The 16,246-nt window shown below is 73.6% G+C and carries 15 protein-coding genes; all 15 read left to right on the top strand.

Annotation, left to right across the window (positions count from 1 at the left end; genetic code table 11):
* Window positions 1–235: 235 nt before the first annotated feature.
* The 15 genes from C503_RS0122905 (at window position 236) to wag31 (ending at window position 16,237) form a co-directional block, all read left to right on the top strand.
* Complete coding sequence (locus C503_RS0122905) at window positions 236–1,801, top strand: UDP-N-acetylmuramoyl-L-alanyl-D-glutamate--2,6-diaminopimelate ligase (RefSeq protein ID WP_026316597.1); 1,566 nt, start codon at window positions 236–238, stop codon at window positions 1,799–1,801.
* Window positions 1,798–3,261, top strand: coding sequence for a UDP-N-acetylmuramoyl-tripeptide--D-alanyl-D-alanine ligase (locus tag C503_RS0122900; protein ID WP_018684563.1), 1,464 nt, complete (start codon window positions 1,798–1,800; stop codon window positions 3,259–3,261). Before C503_RS0122905 ends, C503_RS0122900 begins: the two co-directional genes overlap by 4 nt.
* Entirely contained in the window at window positions 3,258–4,343 is a 1,086-nt protein-coding gene (gene mraY / locus C503_RS0122895) for a phospho-N-acetylmuramoyl-pentapeptide-transferase (RefSeq protein WP_018684562.1), read from the top strand. Before C503_RS0122900 ends, mraY begins: the two co-directional genes overlap by 4 nt.
* Window positions 4,340–5,818 (top strand): UDP-N-acetylmuramoyl-L-alanine--D-glutamate ligase, encoded by a 1,479-nt coding sequence (gene murD, locus C503_RS0122890; protein ID WP_018684561.1) that lies wholly within the window; start codon window positions 4,340–4,342, stop codon window positions 5,816–5,818. Before mraY ends, murD begins: the two co-directional genes overlap by 4 nt.
* Complete coding sequence (gene ftsW, locus C503_RS0122885) at window positions 5,818–7,272, top strand: putative lipid II flippase FtsW (protein ID WP_033400937.1); 1,455 nt, start codon at window positions 5,818–5,820, stop codon at window positions 7,270–7,272. Before murD ends, ftsW begins: the two co-directional genes overlap by 1 nt.
* Entirely contained in the window at window positions 7,269–8,399 is a 1,131-nt protein-coding gene (gene murG / locus C503_RS47385; RefSeq protein WP_033400936.1) for an undecaprenyldiphospho-muramoylpentapeptide beta-N-acetylglucosaminyltransferase, read from the top strand. The genes ftsW and murG overlap by 4 nt, the downstream gene beginning before the upstream one ends.
* Window positions 8,396–9,817, top strand: a complete 1,422-nt coding sequence (gene murC, locus C503_RS47380; protein WP_018684558.1) for a UDP-N-acetylmuramate--L-alanine ligase — start codon at window positions 8,396–8,398, stop codon at window positions 9,815–9,817. The genes murG and murC overlap by 4 nt, the downstream gene beginning before the upstream one ends.
* Complete coding sequence (locus C503_RS0122870; protein WP_018684557.1) at window positions 9,814–10,557, top strand: cell division protein FtsQ/DivIB; 744 nt, start codon at window positions 9,814–9,816, stop codon at window positions 10,555–10,557. Before murC ends, C503_RS0122870 begins: the two co-directional genes overlap by 4 nt.
* A 76-nt stretch (window positions 10,558–10,633) precedes the next feature.
* Window positions 10,634–11,146, top strand: a complete 513-nt coding sequence (locus tag C503_RS0122865; protein ID WP_018684556.1) for a DinB family protein — start codon at window positions 10,634–10,636, stop codon at window positions 11,144–11,146.
* A 184-nt stretch (window positions 11,147–11,330) separates the two neighbouring features.
* Window positions 11,331–12,737 (top strand): cell division protein FtsZ, encoded by a 1,407-nt coding sequence (ftsZ, locus tag C503_RS0122860; protein ID WP_018684555.1) that lies wholly within the window; start codon window positions 11,331–11,333, stop codon window positions 12,735–12,737.
* Window positions 12,738–12,846: 109 nt separating this feature from the next.
* The gene (gene pgeF / locus C503_RS0122855) at window positions 12,847–13,551 is read left to right on the top strand and encodes a peptidoglycan editing factor PgeF (protein WP_026316596.1); all 705 of its coding nucleotides are present in this window, start codon (window positions 12,847–12,849) and stop codon (window positions 13,549–13,551) included.
* Complete coding sequence (locus tag C503_RS0122850) at window positions 13,548–14,279, top strand: YggS family pyridoxal phosphate-dependent enzyme (RefSeq protein WP_018684553.1); 732 nt, start codon at window positions 13,548–13,550, stop codon at window positions 14,277–14,279. Before pgeF ends, C503_RS0122850 begins: the two co-directional genes overlap by 4 nt.
* 121 nt (window positions 14,280–14,400) lie before the next feature.
* A complete protein-coding gene (locus tag C503_RS0122845) occupies window positions 14,401–15,066 on the top strand; it encodes a cell division protein SepF (RefSeq protein ID WP_018684552.1) in 666 nt (221 codons plus the stop codon).
* Between the two features lie 28 nt (window positions 15,067–15,094).
* On the top strand, window positions 15,095–15,370 hold the full coding sequence (locus C503_RS0122840; protein ID WP_026316595.1) for a YggT family protein: 276 nt from the start codon (window positions 15,095–15,097) through the stop codon (window positions 15,368–15,370).
* Window positions 15,371–15,415: 45 nt separating this feature from the next.
* On the top strand, window positions 15,416–16,237 hold the full coding sequence (gene wag31, locus C503_RS0122835) for a DivIVA-like cell division protein Wag31 (protein ID WP_018684550.1): 822 nt from the start codon (window positions 15,416–15,418) through the stop codon (window positions 16,235–16,237).
* Window positions 16,238–16,246: the final 9 nt, after the last annotated feature.

Here is a 16,246-nt window from a genome sequence, read left to right as displayed (position 1 = left end):
GGATCGGCGGGGTCGGCGGGTCGGGACGAGGGATGCGATGTCGATGAACATGTGTTCGACCATACGCGCGAAATTCGGCCGCTGACGTGGGAAAACAAGATTCACACCTTCGGGTGGTGGCGGGCCATGGAACGCCGCCGGGCGGCTCGGGCGGGCCCATCTACCGCATCCCGCCGCGCCGCTGCCGTAGAGGGGTCGCGTGATCGCCCTCCGTGCGCAGGTAGCCTTCCGCCCCGTGCCCGCCAAGCTCGAAGGCAAGGCTGTCACGGCGCCGCCTCGCCCCACCCGCATCCAGCCTGTCCCGCTCGCCACCCTGCTCGCGCGCGCGGATGCCCGCCTCGCCGACGGGGATGACCGCGCGCCCGCGTCCGATGTGGCCGTCACGGGCGCGACGCTGCGCGCGCAGCACGTGCGCCCCGGCGACCTGTTCGCCGCGCTGCCCGGTGCCCGCGCGCACGGTGCCGACTTCGCCGCCGCCGCCGTGGCCGCGGGCGCGACCGCCGTGCTGACCGACGACGAGGGCGCCCGCAGGCCCGCCGTGCGGGACGCGGGCGTGCCGGTGCTCGTGCACCCCGACCCGCGCGCCGCGCTGGGTCCGGTTGCCGCCTGGATCTACGGCGAGCCGTCGCTGGCGCTCAACGTGCTCGGCGTGACCGGCACGTCCGGCAAGACCACCACCACCTACATGATCGCCGCCGGGCTGGCCGCCGCCGACCTGGTCACCGGCCTGGTCGGCACGGTGGAGACGCGGATCGCGGGCGAGCGGCTGGCCAGCGCGTTCACCACGCCGGAGGCCCCGGACCTGCAGGCGTTGTTCGCGGTGATGCTGGAGCGCGGTGTCACGCACGTGCCGATGGAGGTCTCCAGCCACGCGCTGAGCCTGGGCCGGGTCGCGGGCACCCGGTTCGCGGTGGGCGCGTTCACCAACCTGTCGCAGGACCACCTGGACTTCCACCCGGACATGGAGGACTACTTCCGGGCGAAGGCGCTGCTGTTCGACGGCCGCTCCAGCGCCGAGGTGGTCTGCGTCGACCAGGACTGGGGCCGCAGACTGGTGCACCCGCGCACGGTCACCGTGGCGACCGCGGGCGACGCCGACTGGACCGCGTCCGACATCCGGGTGTCGCGCACCGGCGAGCAGTCGTTCGTGCTGCACACGCCGGGCGGCCGCCGGGTGCCCGCCACGCTGCCCATGCCCGGCCCGTTCAACATCGCCAACGCGCTGGTCGCGGCCGCCGTGCTGGACACCGCGGGCATCCCGATCGAGGCCATCACCCGCGGCCTGGCCGAGGTGCGGGTGCCCGGCCGGATGGAGCGGGTGGCCCTGGGCCAGGACTTCACCGCGGTCGTGGACTACTCGCACAAGCCGGAGGCGGTCGCGGTCGCGCTGGACGCGATCCGCTCGCGTACCGAGGGCCGGGTGCTCGCGGTGCTGGGCTGCGGCGGTGACCGGGACGCGGCCAAGCGCCCGCTGATGGGCGAGGCGGCGGCCCGGCGCAGCGACCTGCTGGTGGTCACCGACGACAACCCGCGCGGGGAGGACCCGGCAGCGATCCGCGCCGCCATGCTCGCCGGGGCCCGCGAGGTGCCCGAGGGCGAGCGCGGCGAGGTCGTCGACATCGGCGACCGCAGGCGGGCGATCGCCGAAGCGGTCGCCCGAGCCCGTCCCGGCGACGCGGTCGTGATCGCGGGCAAGGGACACGAGACCGGACAGGAGATCGCGGGAGTGGTGCATCCCTTCTCGGACCGTGAGGAACTCGCCGCGGCCATCCGTGCCCGATTCGGCCGGGTGACGCCATGATCACGCTGACCCTGCGGGAGATCGCCGACGCGGTCGGCGGCACGCTGCACCGGGCGGACCCGGACACGGTGGTCACCGGCACCGTCGAGTTCGACTCCCGGCAGGTGACCGCGGGTGGCCTGTTCGTCGCCCTGCCCGGCGGCAAGGTCGACGGCCACGAGTTCGCCGCCCGCGCCGTCGCGGCGGGGGCCGCGGCCGTGCTGGCCGCGCGCGAGGTCGACGCCCCGGCCGTGATCGTCCCGCTGGTGACCGAGGCACACACCCGCGCGTTCGCGCTGGCCGCCGACAAGGACGGCTCCGGCGCCGCGGTGCTGGCCGCGCTCGCCGCGCTGGCCAGGCTGGTGGCCGCCCGGCTCGCCGAGCGCGGCATGACGGTCGTCGGCGTCACCGGCTCCTCCGGCAAGACCTCCACCAAGGACCTGATCGCCCAGGTCCTGGCGCCGATGGGCGAGACCGTCGCGCCGCCCGGCTCGTTCAACAACGAGCTGGGCCACCCGTGGACGGTCCTGCGCGCCGACGAGCACACCCGGCACCTGGTGCTGGAGCTGTCCGCGCGCGGTCCCGGCCACATCGCCGCGCTGTGCGAGACCGCGCCCCCGCGTATCGGCGCCGTGCTCAACGTCGGCTCCGCGCACCTGGGCGAGTTCGGCACCATGGCGGACATCGCCCAGACCAAGGGCGAGCTGGTCGAGCAGCTGCCCGAGGACGGCGTGGCCGTGCTCAACGCAGACGACCCGTTGGTCGCCGCGATGGCCGAGCGCACCAAGGCCAGGGTCGTGCTGGTCGGCGAGGCCGCGGCCGCGCACGTGCGCGCGGTCGACATCACCCTCGACGACCAGGCCCGCCCGAGCTTCCGGCTGCTGACCCCGCAGGGTGAGGCGCAGGTGTCCCTCGGCCTGCACGGCGCGCACCACGTCGGTAACGCCCTCACCGCCGCCGCGATCGCGCTGGAGCTGGGCGCGACGCCGCAGGAGGTCGCCGAGCGGCTGTCGGCCGCGCGGCGGGTCTCCGAGCGCCGGATGGAGGTCACCACCCGCGCCGACGGTGTCACGTTCGTCAACGACTCGTACAACGCCAACCCCGACTCCGTGCGGGCCGCCCTCAAGACCTTGGCGACGATGGCCAGGGCAGGCAACCGAGGCCGGTCCTGGGCCGTCCTCGGGGTGATGGCCGAGCTGGGCCCGGACTCGGTGCGCGAGCACGACGAGATCGGCAGGCTCGCCGTTCGACTGGACATCAACCGCCTGGTCGCGGTGGGCGCGGACGCCCGGCCCATCCACCAGGGGGCGAGCCTGGAGGGCTCGTGGGGAGAGGAGTCGGTGCTGGTGCCGGACGTCGAGGCCGCCGTCGCGCTGTTGCGCGCCGAGCTGGCTCCCGGTGATGTCGTGCTGGTCAAGGCGTCGAAGGCGTTCGCCCTGTGGCGGGTCGTCGAGCAGCTGCTGGCGGAGGACGCCCGGTGAAGAGCATCCTGATCGCCGCGGCGATCGCCATGGTCATCTCGATCCTGCTGACCCCGTACCTGATCCGGGTGTTCTCCCGGCAGGGCTTCGGCCAGGAGATCCGCGAGGAGGGCCCGGCCGGGCACAAGAGCAAGCGCGGCACGCCCACCATGGGCGGGGTGGCGATCATCATCGCGATGTGGGCCGGGTACGGCACCTCGCACATCGTCAACGCCATGTCCGCGCGCGGCGACTCGCCGACCGCCTCCGGCCTGCTGGTGCTGATGCTGGCCACCGGGCTGGGCCTGGTCGGCTTCCTGGACGACTTCATCAAGATCCGCAAGCAGCGGAACCTGGGCCTGAACAAGACCGCCAAGCTGGTCGGCCAGCTGGTGGTGGCGATCGTGTTCGCCATCCTGGCGCTGCGCTTCCCGGACGAGCGGCAGCTGACCCCGGCCTCGGACAACCTGTCGTTCGTGCGGGACATCGCGGTGGTGTCCTTCGGCGGCATCGGCTTCATCGTGTTCTGCTACCTGGCCGTGTCCACCTGGTCGAACGCGGTGAACTTCACCGACGGCCTGGACGGCCTGGCGGGCGGGTCATCGGCGATGGTGCTGGGCACCTACGTGGTGATCGGGTTCTGGCAGTTCAGCCACGACTGCTCGCGGGCCACCGAGGCCGCCTGCTTCGACGTGCGCGACCCGCTGGACCTGGCGGTGGTGGCGGCGGCCGCGATGGGCGCCTGCATCGGCTTCCTGTGGTGGAACGCGGCCCCGGCCAAGATCTTCATGGGCGACACCGGCTCGCTGGCGCTGGGCGGCCTGGTGGCGGGCCTGTCCATGGCCACCCGCACCGAGCTGCTGATGATCGTGATCAGCGGTCTGTTCGCGGTCGAGATGGTGTCGGTGGTGCTGCAGATCGTCATCTTCCGCACGACCAGGCGACGACTGTTCCGGATGGCGCCGTTCCACCACCACTTCGAGCTCGCCGGGTGGGCGGAGACCACGGTGATCATCCGGTTCTGGCTGCTGGCGGGCGTGTGCGCGATGTTCGGCCTCGGCCTGTTCTACGCGGACTGGCTGGGCGCGGGCGGAGGCCGGTGACCGCGGGCGCCGAACCATGGCTCGCCGGTAGGCGGGTGCTGGTCGCGGGCGCCGGGGTGACCGGCCGCTCGGTCGCGGCCGCGCTGGTCGCGTCGGGCGCCGAGGTCACGGTGACCGACGCGGACGCCGGTCGGCTGGCCGAGCTGGCGGGCACCGGGGCCGCGCTGGTCCCCGGTCTCGCCGAGCCGCAGGCGGGCACGGACCTCGTGGTCACCAGTCCCGGCTGGCGGCCGACCAGTCCGCTGCTGGTGGCCGCGGCGGCCGCGGGCGTCGAGGTCATCGGCGAGATCGAACTGGCCTGGCGGATGGCCGAGCGGCTGCCGGAACCGCCCGCCTGGCTGGTGGTGACCGGCACCAACGGCAAGACGACCACGGTCTGCATGCTGGAGTCGATCCTGCGCGCCGCCGGACTGGACGCGGTCGCGTGCGGCAACGTGGGACTGCCGGTGGTGGACGCGATCCGCGCCGGGCACCGCGTGCTGGCCGTGGAACTGTCCAGCTTCCAACTGCACTGGCAGTCCTCACTGCGCGCGGACGCCGCCGCGATCCTCAACCTCGCAGAGGACCACCTGGACTGGCACGGCTCCATGGACGAGTACGGCCGCGCGAAGGGCCGCGTGCACATCGGGGCGCGCACGGTCGTGCACAACGTGGACGACGAGTGGTCGACCCGGCTGGCACACGAGTTCGCCGCCCCCGGGAGCCGCAAGGTCGGTTTCGGGCTGGGCGTGCCGCGACCGGGGGAACTCGGGCTCGTGGAGGACCTGTTGGTGGACCGCGCGTTCGTCGCCGACCCCACCACCGCGGCCGAGGAACTCGCGGTGCTCGCGGACGTGCGTCCGGCGGGACCGCACAACGTCTCCAACGCGCTCGCCGCCGCCGCGCTCGCCCGCGCGTACGGGGTGTCCGCGGACGCGGTCCGCGAGGGACTGCGGACATTCCAGCCCGGCGCGCACCGCACTGTCCCGGTCGGGGAGGTCGACGGCGTGCACTACGTCAACGACTCCAAGGCCACCAACCCGCACGCCGCCGCGGGCTCGCTGCGCGCGTTCGAGTCGGTCGTCTGGATCGCGGGCGGGCAGCTCAAGGGCGCCCGGGTGGACGAGCTGGTCGACGAGGTGCGCGGGCGGCTGCGCGGGGTCGTGCTGCTCGGCGTGGACGCCGACGTGTTCGCCGCCTCCCTGGCGCGACACGCCCCGGATGTCCCCATCACCCGGGTGACCCCGGGAGACGATGAGCCCATGATCGCAGCGGTCCGCGCGGCGGGCGCCATGGCACGTCCGGGTGACGTCGTGCTGCTCGCGCCCGCCGCCGCCTCACTGGACATGTACCGGAGCTACGCCCACCGCGGCGACGCCTTCGCGGCCGCCGTCACCGGGCTGCTCGCCAAGCCGACCGGGCTCGCCAGGCCGACCGGGCCGGAGCCGGAACACCCGAGCGGCCAGGGGGTCGGCGGCGCCACCGGGGGGCGGTGATGGCCGCCCAGGACGTCGCGGGCCGACCGCGGCGGGCGGGCCGGGTGGCGGGCAGGCTCGGCTCCTTCCGCACCGCGCTGACCGCCTGGCTGGGCAGGCCGCTGGCGTCCTTCCACCTGGTGCTCGCGGTGTTCGGCCTGCTGACCGTGCTGGGCATGGTCATGGTGCTGTCCGCGTCCTCGGTGGCCTCGCTGAACACCCCGGGCTCCGGCCTCTACACGATCTTCAAGAAGCACCTGCTGTACGTGCTGATCGGCGTCATCGCCTTCTGGGTGATGCTGCGGATGCCGCTGGCGCGCATCCGCGGCGCCAGCCCGACCGCGATGGTGCTCGGCCTGCTGGCGCTGGTGGCGGTGCTGACGCCGCTGGGCAAGACGATCAACGGCACGCAGAGCTGGTTCAAGTTCGGCCCGTTCTCCTTCCAGCCGGTCGAGGTGTGCAAGCTGGCACTGGCGCTGTGGGGCGCGCACGTGCTGGTGCTCAAACGGGCGGTGCTGCACCGCTACCGGCACCTGCTGGTGCCCGTGCTGCCCGCCGCGCTGCTGATGTTCGCGCTGGTGATGCTGCAGCCCGACCTGGGCGGCACGGTGACCCTGGGCGTGGTCCTGATCGCCCTGCTGTGGTTCGCTGGGGCGCCGCTGCGGCTGTTCGGCGCGCTCGCGATGGGCGGCCTTGGCGGGGTGTTCCTGCTGGCCATCGGCACCACCTACCGGCTGGATCGGGTGCTCAGCTTCCTCAACCCCGAGGACGACCCGACCAACCACGGCTACCAGGCCGAGCAGGCCAAGCTGGCGCTCGCCGACGGCGGCCTGTTCGGCCGCGGCCTCGGCCAGGGCCCGTCGAAGTGGAACTTCCTGCCCAACGCGCACAACGACTTCATCTTCGCGGTGATCGGCGACGAGCTGGGCTTCCTCGGCTGCCTGCTGGTGCTCGGCCTGTTCGCGATGCTGGCGATCGTCGGCATGCGGATCGCCACCCGCAACATCGACCCGTGGATCCGGATGGTGGCGGCCACCCTGACGGTGTGGCTGGTCGCCCAGGCCGCGATCAACATCAGCTACGTGGTGGGCCTGCTGCCGGTGACCGGCATCACGTTGCCGCTGATCTCCTCCGGGGGCACCTCGGTGGTGGTGACCATGATGGTGTTCGGCATCCTGGCCAACTGCGCCCGGCACGAGCCGGAGGCCGTCTCGGCCCTGCGTTCACAGGGCCCGGGGCGGTTCGGCAAGCTGATGCGGCTGCCCGCGCCGGACCCGTACAAGCCGCCGAAGAAGCGCAAGCCCGCGCGGCCGTCGGCGCCCCCGCGCGGGGCGGACCGGCGGGCGGTGCCGCCGCGTCGGGCGGCACAGCCCGCGCAACAGCGCCAGGGCTATGGCCGAGTGGGTGGTGCGCCCCAGGCCAGGCAGAAGACAAGCCGCGGGAATCCGCGGAACGCCAAAGGAGGACGTCGTTGACCGTAGGTCCCACCGGTGGGAGTCGGCCGACCCGCGCAGGACTGTGCGTGGTGATCGCGGGGGGTGGTACGGCCGGGCACATCGAGCCCGCGCTGGCACTGGCCGACGCGGTCCGACGGCTGCGACCGGACGCCCGGGTGGTCGCGCTGGGGACCGAGCGCGGCCTGGAGAAGACGATCGTGCCCGCGCGGGGCTACCCGCTGGAGATGATCCCGCCGGTCCCCATGCCCCGGAAGCCGAACGTCGACCTGCTCAAGCTGCCGCTCAAGGTGCGCGCGGCGATCAAGACCACCCGCGAGGTGCTCGACCGGGTGCAGGCGGACGTGGTGGTCGGCTTCGGCGGCTACGTGGCGCTGCCCGCCTACCTGGCCGCGCGCGGCCGGGTGCCGATCGTGGTGCACGAGGCGAACGCGAAGGCGGGGCTGGCCAACAAGGTCGGCGCCCGGTTCGCCGAGCGGGTCGCGGCGGCCGTGGGCGACTCCGGCCTGACCGACGCGGAGATCATCGGCATGCCGCTGCGCGAGTCCATCATCAACCTGGACCGGGCGTCGCTGCGGGCCCGCGCGCGGGAGTTCTTCGGCCTGGACCCGCACGCGCCGACGCTGCTGGTGTTCGGCGGCTCGCAGGGCGCGCGCTCGATCAACTCGGCGGTCTCCGGCGCGGCGCGGGAGCTGGCCGAGGCCGGGATCGGCGTGCTGCACGCGCACGGCCCCAAGAACACGCTCGCGGTCCAGGAGGTGCCGGGCGCGCCCCGGTACGCCACCGTCCCGTACCTGGAGCGGATGGATCTCGCGTACGCCGCGGCCGACGCGGCACTGTGCCGCAGCGGGGCGATGACCGTCGCGGAGGTCTCCGCGGTGGGCCTGCCCGCGGTCTATGTCCCGCTGCCCTACGGCAACGGCGAACAGGCGCTCAACGCTCGCCCGGTGGTCGCCAACGGCGGCGCGATACTGGTCGACGACGCGGACCTGACCCCGGCGAAGGTCGTCGAGCTGGTCGTGCCGATGCTGACCGAGCACCGGCGGCTGGTGGACATGAGCGTCGCGGCGCGCGGCGCGGGCCACCGGGAGGCCGCGGACGTGCTCGCGCGGATGGTGCTGACCGCCGCCGCCAAGGGCCGCCGGTGACCGGCGCCGCGCTGACCGGCCCGCTGGAGCGCGCGCACCTGGTCGGCATCGGCGGCGCAGGCATGAGCGGCATCGCCCGCATCCTGCTCGCCCGCGGCAACACGGTGTCCGGCTCCGACGCCAAGGAGGCCCGCGCGTTCCTGACGCTGCGGGCCCAGGGCGCGCGCGTCGCGGTGGGCCAGTCGGCGGCGAACCTGGACCTGCTGCCGGGCGGGCCGACCGCGGTCGTGGTGTCCACCGCGATCAAGGAGAGCAACCCGGAGCTGGTCGAGGCGCGCCGCCGCGGCCTGCCCGTGCTGCACCGCTCGCAGGCGCTGGCCGAGCTGATGGCCGGACACCGGGTGGCCTGCATCGCGGGCACGCACGGCAAGACCTCCACCACGTCGATGCTGACCGTGGCGCTGCAGCACTGCAGGCTCGACCCGTCGTTCGCCATCGGCGGCGACCTCAACGAGTCCGGCGCCAACGCCCACCACGGCACCGGCGGGGTGTTCGTCGCCGAGGCCGACGAGAGCGACGGCTCGTTCCTGGCGTTCTCGCCCGCGGTGGCGGTGGTGACCAACGTGGAGGCCGACCACCTCGACCACCACGGCACGGTCGAGGCCTACGTGTCGGTGTTCGACGCGTTCCTGGACCGGATCGAGCCGGGCGGCGCGCTGGTCGCCTGCGCCGACGACCCGGGCGCGGCCGCGCTGGCCGAGCGCGCGGCCGCCAGGGGTGTCCGGGTGCGCCGCTACGGCCGCCTGGCCACCGGCGCGGGCGACGCCACGCTGCTGGGCTACCGGCCGGTCGACGGCGGCGGGCTGGCCACCGTCGTGCTGGCCGGGCAGGAGTTCGAGCTGGGCGTCGCGGTGCCCGGCGAGCACATGGCGGGCAACGCGCTCGCCGCCCTGCTCGCCGGACTGGAGCTGGGCGCGCCGCTGGCCGGGCTGGGCGAGGGCATCGCCGCGTTCGGCGGCGTGCGCAGGCGGTTCGAGTTCAAGGGCACCGCCGCGGGCGTGCGCGTCTACGACGACTACGCCCACCACCCCACCGAGGTCGACGCGCAGCTGCGCGCGGTGCGCCCGGCGGCCCAGGGCGGCCGGGTGCTGGTGGTGTTCCAGCCGCACATGTACTCGCGCACCGCCACCTTCGCCACCGAGTTCGGCACCGCGCTCGGCCTGGCCGACGAGGTCGTGGTGCTGGATGTGTTCGGCGCCCGCGAGGAGCCCCTGCCCGGGGTCAGCGGCGCGCTGGTGGCGGACGCGGTGGCGCTGCCCGCCGAGCGGGTGCACTACGAGCCGGGCTTCGACAAGGTGCCCGCGCTGGTGGCCGGGCTGGCCGCGGCGGGCGACCTGGTGCTCACCATGGGCGCGGGCGACGTGACCATGCTCGGGCCGGAGGTGCTCGCCGCGCTGGAGCGGCGGGAGACCGCGTGACCGGCGCCGCCCCCGGCCGGACCGGCACCCGCGCGCGACGGCGGCCGTCGCGCGCGCGGCAGCGACCCGCGCGTGCACGCGCGCGGGTCGGGTTCGGTGTGCGCCGGTGGGCGGTGCTCGGCACGATGGCCGCGGTCACCGCGGTGGTGTGTGTGCTGTGGTTCACCCCGGTGTTCGGGGTCCGCGCGGTCGAGGTCTCCGGGCTCGGCGAGCTGACCGCCGACCAGGTGCGCGCGGCCGCCGCGGTCGAGCCGGGCACCCCGCTGGTGCGGCTGGACACCGACGAGGTCGCGGGCCGGGTGCGGCAGCTGCCCAGGGTCGGCACGGTCGAGGTGCGCCGGTCGTTCCCGGGCACGCTGGAGATCGCCATCACCGAGCGCACGCCGGTGGCGGTGGTGCCGGGCCGGGACGGGGCGCACCTGCTGGACGCGGCCGGGGTCGACTACGGCGTGGTGCAGGCGGCCCCGCCGGGGCTGCCGGTGCTGGACGCGAGCGGCGAGCCCGCCGCGAAGGCGGCCACGTCGGTGCTGGCGGCCGTGCCGCGGCAGCTGGCCGGGCAGATCACCGCGGTCACCGCCCGCACAGCCGCCGACATCCGGTTCACCCTCGCCGACGCGCGCGCCGTCAGATGGGGTGACGCGGCCGACACGCCGCGCAAGGCCGCCGTGCTGGCCGCGCTGCTCACCCAGAAGGGCAAGACCTTCGACGTGGCCGCGCCGGACTTCCCCACGGTCTCCTGACCGGCCGCGGGTCCCGAACGTCCGGAGTGGACGGTCCGGTCCGGCGTCCCGGCTGCCGGTACTCCACACTGGTCGGGTGACCCCATCCGATACACCCGACCTCCGCGCGGATCCGCCCCGCACCGGCAACGAGCTGGAAGTGCTGCTCGGCTTCCTCGACTTCCAGCGCGGCACCATCGCGTTGAAGTCCACCGGCCTGTCCGAAGCGGACGCGCACCGGTCGGTGCTGCCCTCGCCGCTGATGACGGTCGCGGGCCTGCTGTCGCACCTGCGCTGGGTCGAGTCGTACTGGTTCGAGAACGTCATCGGCGGGCAGCCCGCCGCCGCGCCGTTCGACCCGGACCGGCCGGACGCCGAGTTCGAGATCGCCGCCGAGCTCGGCCTTGACCGGCTGCTCGCCGACTACGCCGACCAGTGCACGCGCAGCCGCGTGGTCATCTCGCGGCTCACGCTGGAGGACACCGGGCTCGAACGCGGCGTGCCGGTCTCCCTGCGCTGGGTGCTGACCCATATGATCGAGGAGACCGCGCGGCATGCCGGTCACCTGGACGTGATCCGCGAGTTCCTGGACGGGGTCACCGGCGAGTGAGAGCGCGCCCGGCACGGTCGGTGACGAACAACCGTCGGCCCGCACGGCGTGGCGGCTGGATCGGCGCCGGTCCTATGCCTACCTTCCTTGCCAGGTCCGGGGTTGACATAACTCTCACGCTCTGGTCGAGGTCGAGGGTTTCCGGTCGGTACGCGCAAGGTCCACGAAAAGGAAGGCGGCTTCGATGACGCCCCCGCACAACTACCTCGCCGTGATAAAGGTCGTCGGCATCGGTGGCGGCGGCGTGAACGCCGTCAACCGCATGATCGAGGTCGGCCTCAAGGGGGTCGAGTTCATCGCGGTGAACACCGACGCCCAGGCGCTGCTGATGTCCGACGCCGACGTCAAGCTGGACATCGGCCGCGAGCTGACCCGCGGTCTCGGCGCGGGCGCCAACCCGGAGGTCGGACACAAGGCCGCCGAGGACCACCGCGAGGAGATCGAGGAGGTGCTCAAGGGCGCCGACATGGTCTTCGTGACCGCAGGCGAGGGCGGCGGCACCGGCACCGGCGGCGCGCCGGTGGTGGCCTCGATCGCGCGCAAGCTGGGCGCGCTGACCATCGGCGTGGTCACCCGGCCGTTCTCGTTCGAGGGCAAGCGCCGGGCCCGGCAGGCCGAGGACGGCATCACCGAGCTGCGCAACGAGTGCGACACGCTCATCGTCATCCCGAACGACCGGCTGCTGCAGCTCGGCGACGTCGGCGTGAGCCTGATGGACGCGTTCCGCTCGGCCGACGAGGTGCTGCTCTCCGGTGTGCAGGGCATCACCGACCTGATCACCACCCCGGGTCTGATCAACCTCGACTTCGCCGACGTCAAGTCGGTCATGTCCGGCGCGGGCAGCGCGCTGATGGGCATCGGCTCGGCGCGCGGCGAGGGCCGCGCGGTGACCGCGGCCGAGAAGGCGATCAACTCGCCGCTGCTGGAGGCCTCGATGGACGGCGCGCACGGCGTGCTGCTGGCCATCGCGGGCGGCTCCGACCTCGGCCTGTTCGAGATCAACGAGTCGGCCTCGCTGGTCCAGGAGGCCGCGCACCCCGAGGCGAACATCATCTTCGGCACGGTGATCGACGACTCGCTCGGCGACGAGGTGCGGGTCACCGTGATCGCCGCCGGGTTCGACAGCGGCGGCCCCACGCACAAGAAGCTCGACCCCACCGCGTTCGGCTCGCGCGGCGCGAACACCACCGCGGCCGCCCAGGCGGGCCAGGTGAGCACCGCGCCGCCCGCGACCCCCGAGCCGCCGCAGCAGCAGGTGCAGCAGGTTCACCAGCAGGTGGCGCAGCCGCAGCCGACCTACCAGCAGCCGCCCGTCGAGCAGCAGCAGGTGCGCCTGCCGCAGCAGCAGCACGCCCAGACGCACCACCAGGTCGAGCAGCAGCAGGTCCCGGTGAACCAGCAGCCGGTGCAGCAGCAGCCCGTGTACCACCGCCCGGCGAACGAGTACGGCTCGGTCGGCCCGGTCGGCTCCTCGGTGCCGCCCGCGGGCCAGTCGCTGCCCGGCGTGCGCTCCGGGCAGGTCGGCCGCGCGGTGCCGGTGACCGAGGACCCGGACGACGAGGTGGACGTCCCGCCCTTCATGCGGCGGTAGTCCCGGCTTTCCCCGACGAACCCCGGCGCCGCGCGCCGGGGTTCGTCGTGTGTGCGCGCTAGGTTGTCCGGTGCTGACGGTATTTCTGGACGCACGGATGGGAGCTTGGGTGCGGATTCGCCGGGTGGTCACCACACGTGAGGGCGGGGCGTCGGCGGCCCCGTACGACTCGTTCAACCTCGGCGACCACGTCGGGGACGACGCGGCGGCGGTCGCCGCCAACCGCGCCCGGCTGGCCGCCGAGCTGGGCCTGGCGCCGGACCGTCTGGTGTGGATGGAGCAGGTGCACGGGCGCACCGCGGCCGTGGTCGACGGGCCGGTGCCGGAGAAGCTGGAGGCCACCGACGCGGTGGTCACCGCCCGGCCGGGGCTCGCGCTGGTGGTGCTGGTCGCGGACTGCGTGCCGGTGCTGTTGGCCGACCCGGAGGCGGGCGTGGTGGCCGCCGTGCACGCCGGTCGCGTCGGTGCCCGGGTGGGCGTGCTGCCCGCCGCGCTGGCGGCCATGACCGAGGCGGGCGCGGACGTGCGCCGGGTCGAGGTGCTGTTGGGCCCGTCCATCTGCGGAGAGTGCTACGAGGTGCCGCCGGACATGCAGACCGATGTGGAGCGCCACCTGCCCGGCAGTGCCTGCCGCACCCGCAAGGGCACACCCGGGCTGGACCTGCGCGCGGGGCTGTGGCGGCAGCTGGCGGACTCCGGGGTCGCGCGCATCGGCATCGATCCGCGGTGCACCAACGAGGAACGCGCCCTGTTCAGCCACCGCCGCGAGGGCACCACCGGCAGGCTCGCCGCGGTCACCTGGGTGGAGCCGTGACCGCCGACCGGGCCGCCGAGATCGCGGCCAACCTGGCCGAGGTCCGGGACCGGATCACCGCCGCCTGCGCCGCCGTCGGACGCGACCCCGCCGAGGTGCGGCTGCTGGCGGTCACCAAGACCTTCCCGGCCGCCGACGCCGCCGCGTTGGTCGACCTCGGCGTGCTCGACCTCGCCGAGAACCGCGAGCAGGAGGCGGACCCCAAGACCGACGAGCTGGCCCGCCTGCGGCCCGGCGCGGCCGTCCGCTGGCACATGGTCGGCAGGCTGCAGCGCAACAAGGCGCGCGCGGTGGCCCGCTGGGCGGCCGAGGTCCAGTCGGTGGACTCCGAGCGGCTGGCGGACGCGCTGGACCGCGCCGCGGCCACCGCCCGCGCGGCGGGGGAGCGGGACGGCCCGCTGGACGTGCTGCTGCAGGCGAGCATCGACGGCGACCCGGCGCGCGGCGGCTGCCCGCTCGACGGCCTGCCCGCCCTCGCCCACCGGGTAATTCGATCGAGTGATCTTCGACTCCGCGGGATCATGGCCGTCGCGCCGCGCGGGGCGGAACCCCGGGCGGCCTTCGAACGTCTTGCCAGTGCGGCGGTACGACTGCGCGCCGAGCATCCCTCGGCCGCGGAGCTGTCCTGCGGCATGAGTAACGATCTTGAGGAAGCGATCGAGTACGGGTCGACGTGCGTGCGTGTCGGAACCGCCCTGTTGGGGGGACGAGGGTTAGCCTCCCCGTAGCGGGATGGGCCGTGGGCAGGCAGGATCGCCGATGTCCCGCGGGGTTGACCCCCTGTGGGAGCGGGTAGTCGCACTCTTGCACGTCGACCACGCATCACCCGGGGAGCCGCGGAGGAACGCCATGAGCACGCTGCAGAAGCTGAAGGCCTACTTCGGCATGGTCCCGGCCGACGAGCTGGACGACTACGACGTCGACGAGTACGACCGCAGAGGGTACCGGGTGGACGGTCATCGCCCGGAGTACGCCGAGGACGAGTTCGACGACTACCCGGGCGGCCGCCGTCGCTGGTTCGGCGGGCAACGGCCCGGCTACCGGGAGGACCGCGACGAGCTCGACGAGGTGTACGAGCCCGCCGAGCGCCCGCGTCCCCGGCCCGCCTGGAGCGCGCAGCAGTCGGCCGCCGCGGCGGACTCGCCGACGCACGGCGCCCTGGCCATGGACTCCCGCCGCGACCCGGCGACCAGGCCTGCCCGCGTCGAGCAGCCCGCGGCCACCGCGGGTTATCCACTCGGTCGGGTGATCACGTTGCACCCGCGCAGCTACATCGAGGCGCGCACGATCGGGGAGCACTACCGCGACGGCCGCCCGGTGATCATGAACCTGACCGAGATGGCGGACGCGGACGCCAAGCGCCTGGTCGACTTCGCCGCCGGGCTCGCGTTCGCCATGCGCGGCTCGATGGACAAGGTCACCAACAAGGTGTTCTTGATCTCACCACCCAACGCCGACCCGACCGCCGAGGACAAGCGGCGGCTGGCCGAGGGTGGATTCGTCACCCGTGGCTGAGTGATGGCAGAGTTGACCCGTGGAACCACTGCTGCTCGCCGTCTATTGGGTGTTGTTCGCCTTCTGGCTGCTGCTCACCGCGCGGGTCGTGGTGGAGCTCGTCCGCACGTTCGCGAGAGAGTGGCGTCCGGCGGGTGGGGTTGCGGTAACGCTGGAGACCATCTACACAGTGACCGATCCTCCGGTACGTCTGGTCCGTCGGCTCATCCCGACGATCCGGATCGGAGGCGTGGGCCTGGACCTATCGATTATGGTGCTGCTGTTGGTCGTATTCATTCTGATGCGACTGGCGTATCCCAGGTGACGGGGAACCTGGGTGTCGCAGCCCTGGAGTGCGTGAGGTGATCAGATGTCGTTGACCCCCGCTGACGTGCACAACGTCGCGTTCAGCAAGCCTCCCATCGGCAAGCGGGGCTACAACGAGGACGAGGTGGACGCGTTCCTCGACCTGGTCGAGGTGGAGCTGTCCCGCCTGATCGAGGAGAACAACGACCTGCGCGCGCAGGTCGAGCAGCTCGACGCGCAGCTGGAGTCGACCCGCGCCGACCTGGAGGACGCCCGCACCGCGGGGGCCTCGGTGGCGCCGGTGCGGCAGGTGGAGGAGCCCCGGCGACTGCAGCCGGTGCCGCCGCCCAGCTCGCTGGAGCAGACCAGCCCCGGCAGCGGCGGTGACCACCACGTGCAGGCGGCCAAGGTGCTGGGCCTGGCCCAGGAGATGGCCGACCGGCTGACCGGCGAGGCCAAGGCCGAGGCCGACGGCATGCTGGCGGAGGCCCGGACCAAGTCCGAGCAGCTGCTCTCCGAGGCGCGGGCGAAGTCCGACACCATGGTCAACGAGTCGCGCACGCGCGCCGAGACCATGCTGAACGAGGCGCGCACCCGGGCCGACACGCTGGAGCGACAGGCCCGCGAGAAGGCCACCACGCTGGAGCGCGACGCCCAGCGCCAGCACACCGAGATCATCGGCGCGGTGCAGGCGGAGCGCACCACGCTGGAGAAGAAGATCGACGAGCTGCGCACCTTCGAGCGCGAGTACCGCACCCGGCTCAAGACGTTCCTGGAGTCGAGCCTGCGCGAGCTGGGCGACCGGGGGTCGGCGGCGCCGACCACCGAGGGTCGCTCGGGTCAGCAGACCGGCTACTCGTTCGGCCCCCGGGCCGAGGCGGGCTGACGGACCCGG

It is taken from the genome of Actinokineospora enzanensis DSM 44649 (genome assembly GCF_000374445.1).
Taxonomy (GTDB): Bacteria; Actinomycetota; Actinomycetes; order Mycobacteriales; family Pseudonocardiaceae; genus Actinokineospora; species Actinokineospora enzanensis.
Note: the sequence above shows the minus strand (reverse complement) of the source record. Positions and strands in the feature narration are given on the sequence as shown.

Coding starts and splice junctions, on each gene's coding strand:
- C503_RS0122900 (WP_018684563.1), top strand. CDS start 1,798: ATGATCACGCTGACCCTGCGGGAGATCGCCGACGCGGTCGGCGGCACG.
- ftsW (WP_033400937.1), top strand. CDS start 5,818: ATGGCCGCCCAGGACGTCGCGGGCCGACCGCGGCGGGCGGGCCGGGTG.
- ftsZ (WP_018684555.1), top strand. CDS start 11,331: ATGACGCCCCCGCACAACTACCTCGCCGTGATAAAGGTCGTCGGCATC.
- C503_RS0122845 (WP_018684552.1), top strand. CDS start 14,401: ATGAGCACGCTGCAGAAGCTGAAGGCCTACTTCGGCATGGTCCCGGCC.
- wag31 (WP_018684550.1), top strand. CDS start 15,416: ATGTCGTTGACCCCCGCTGACGTGCACAACGTCGCGTTCAGCAAGCCT.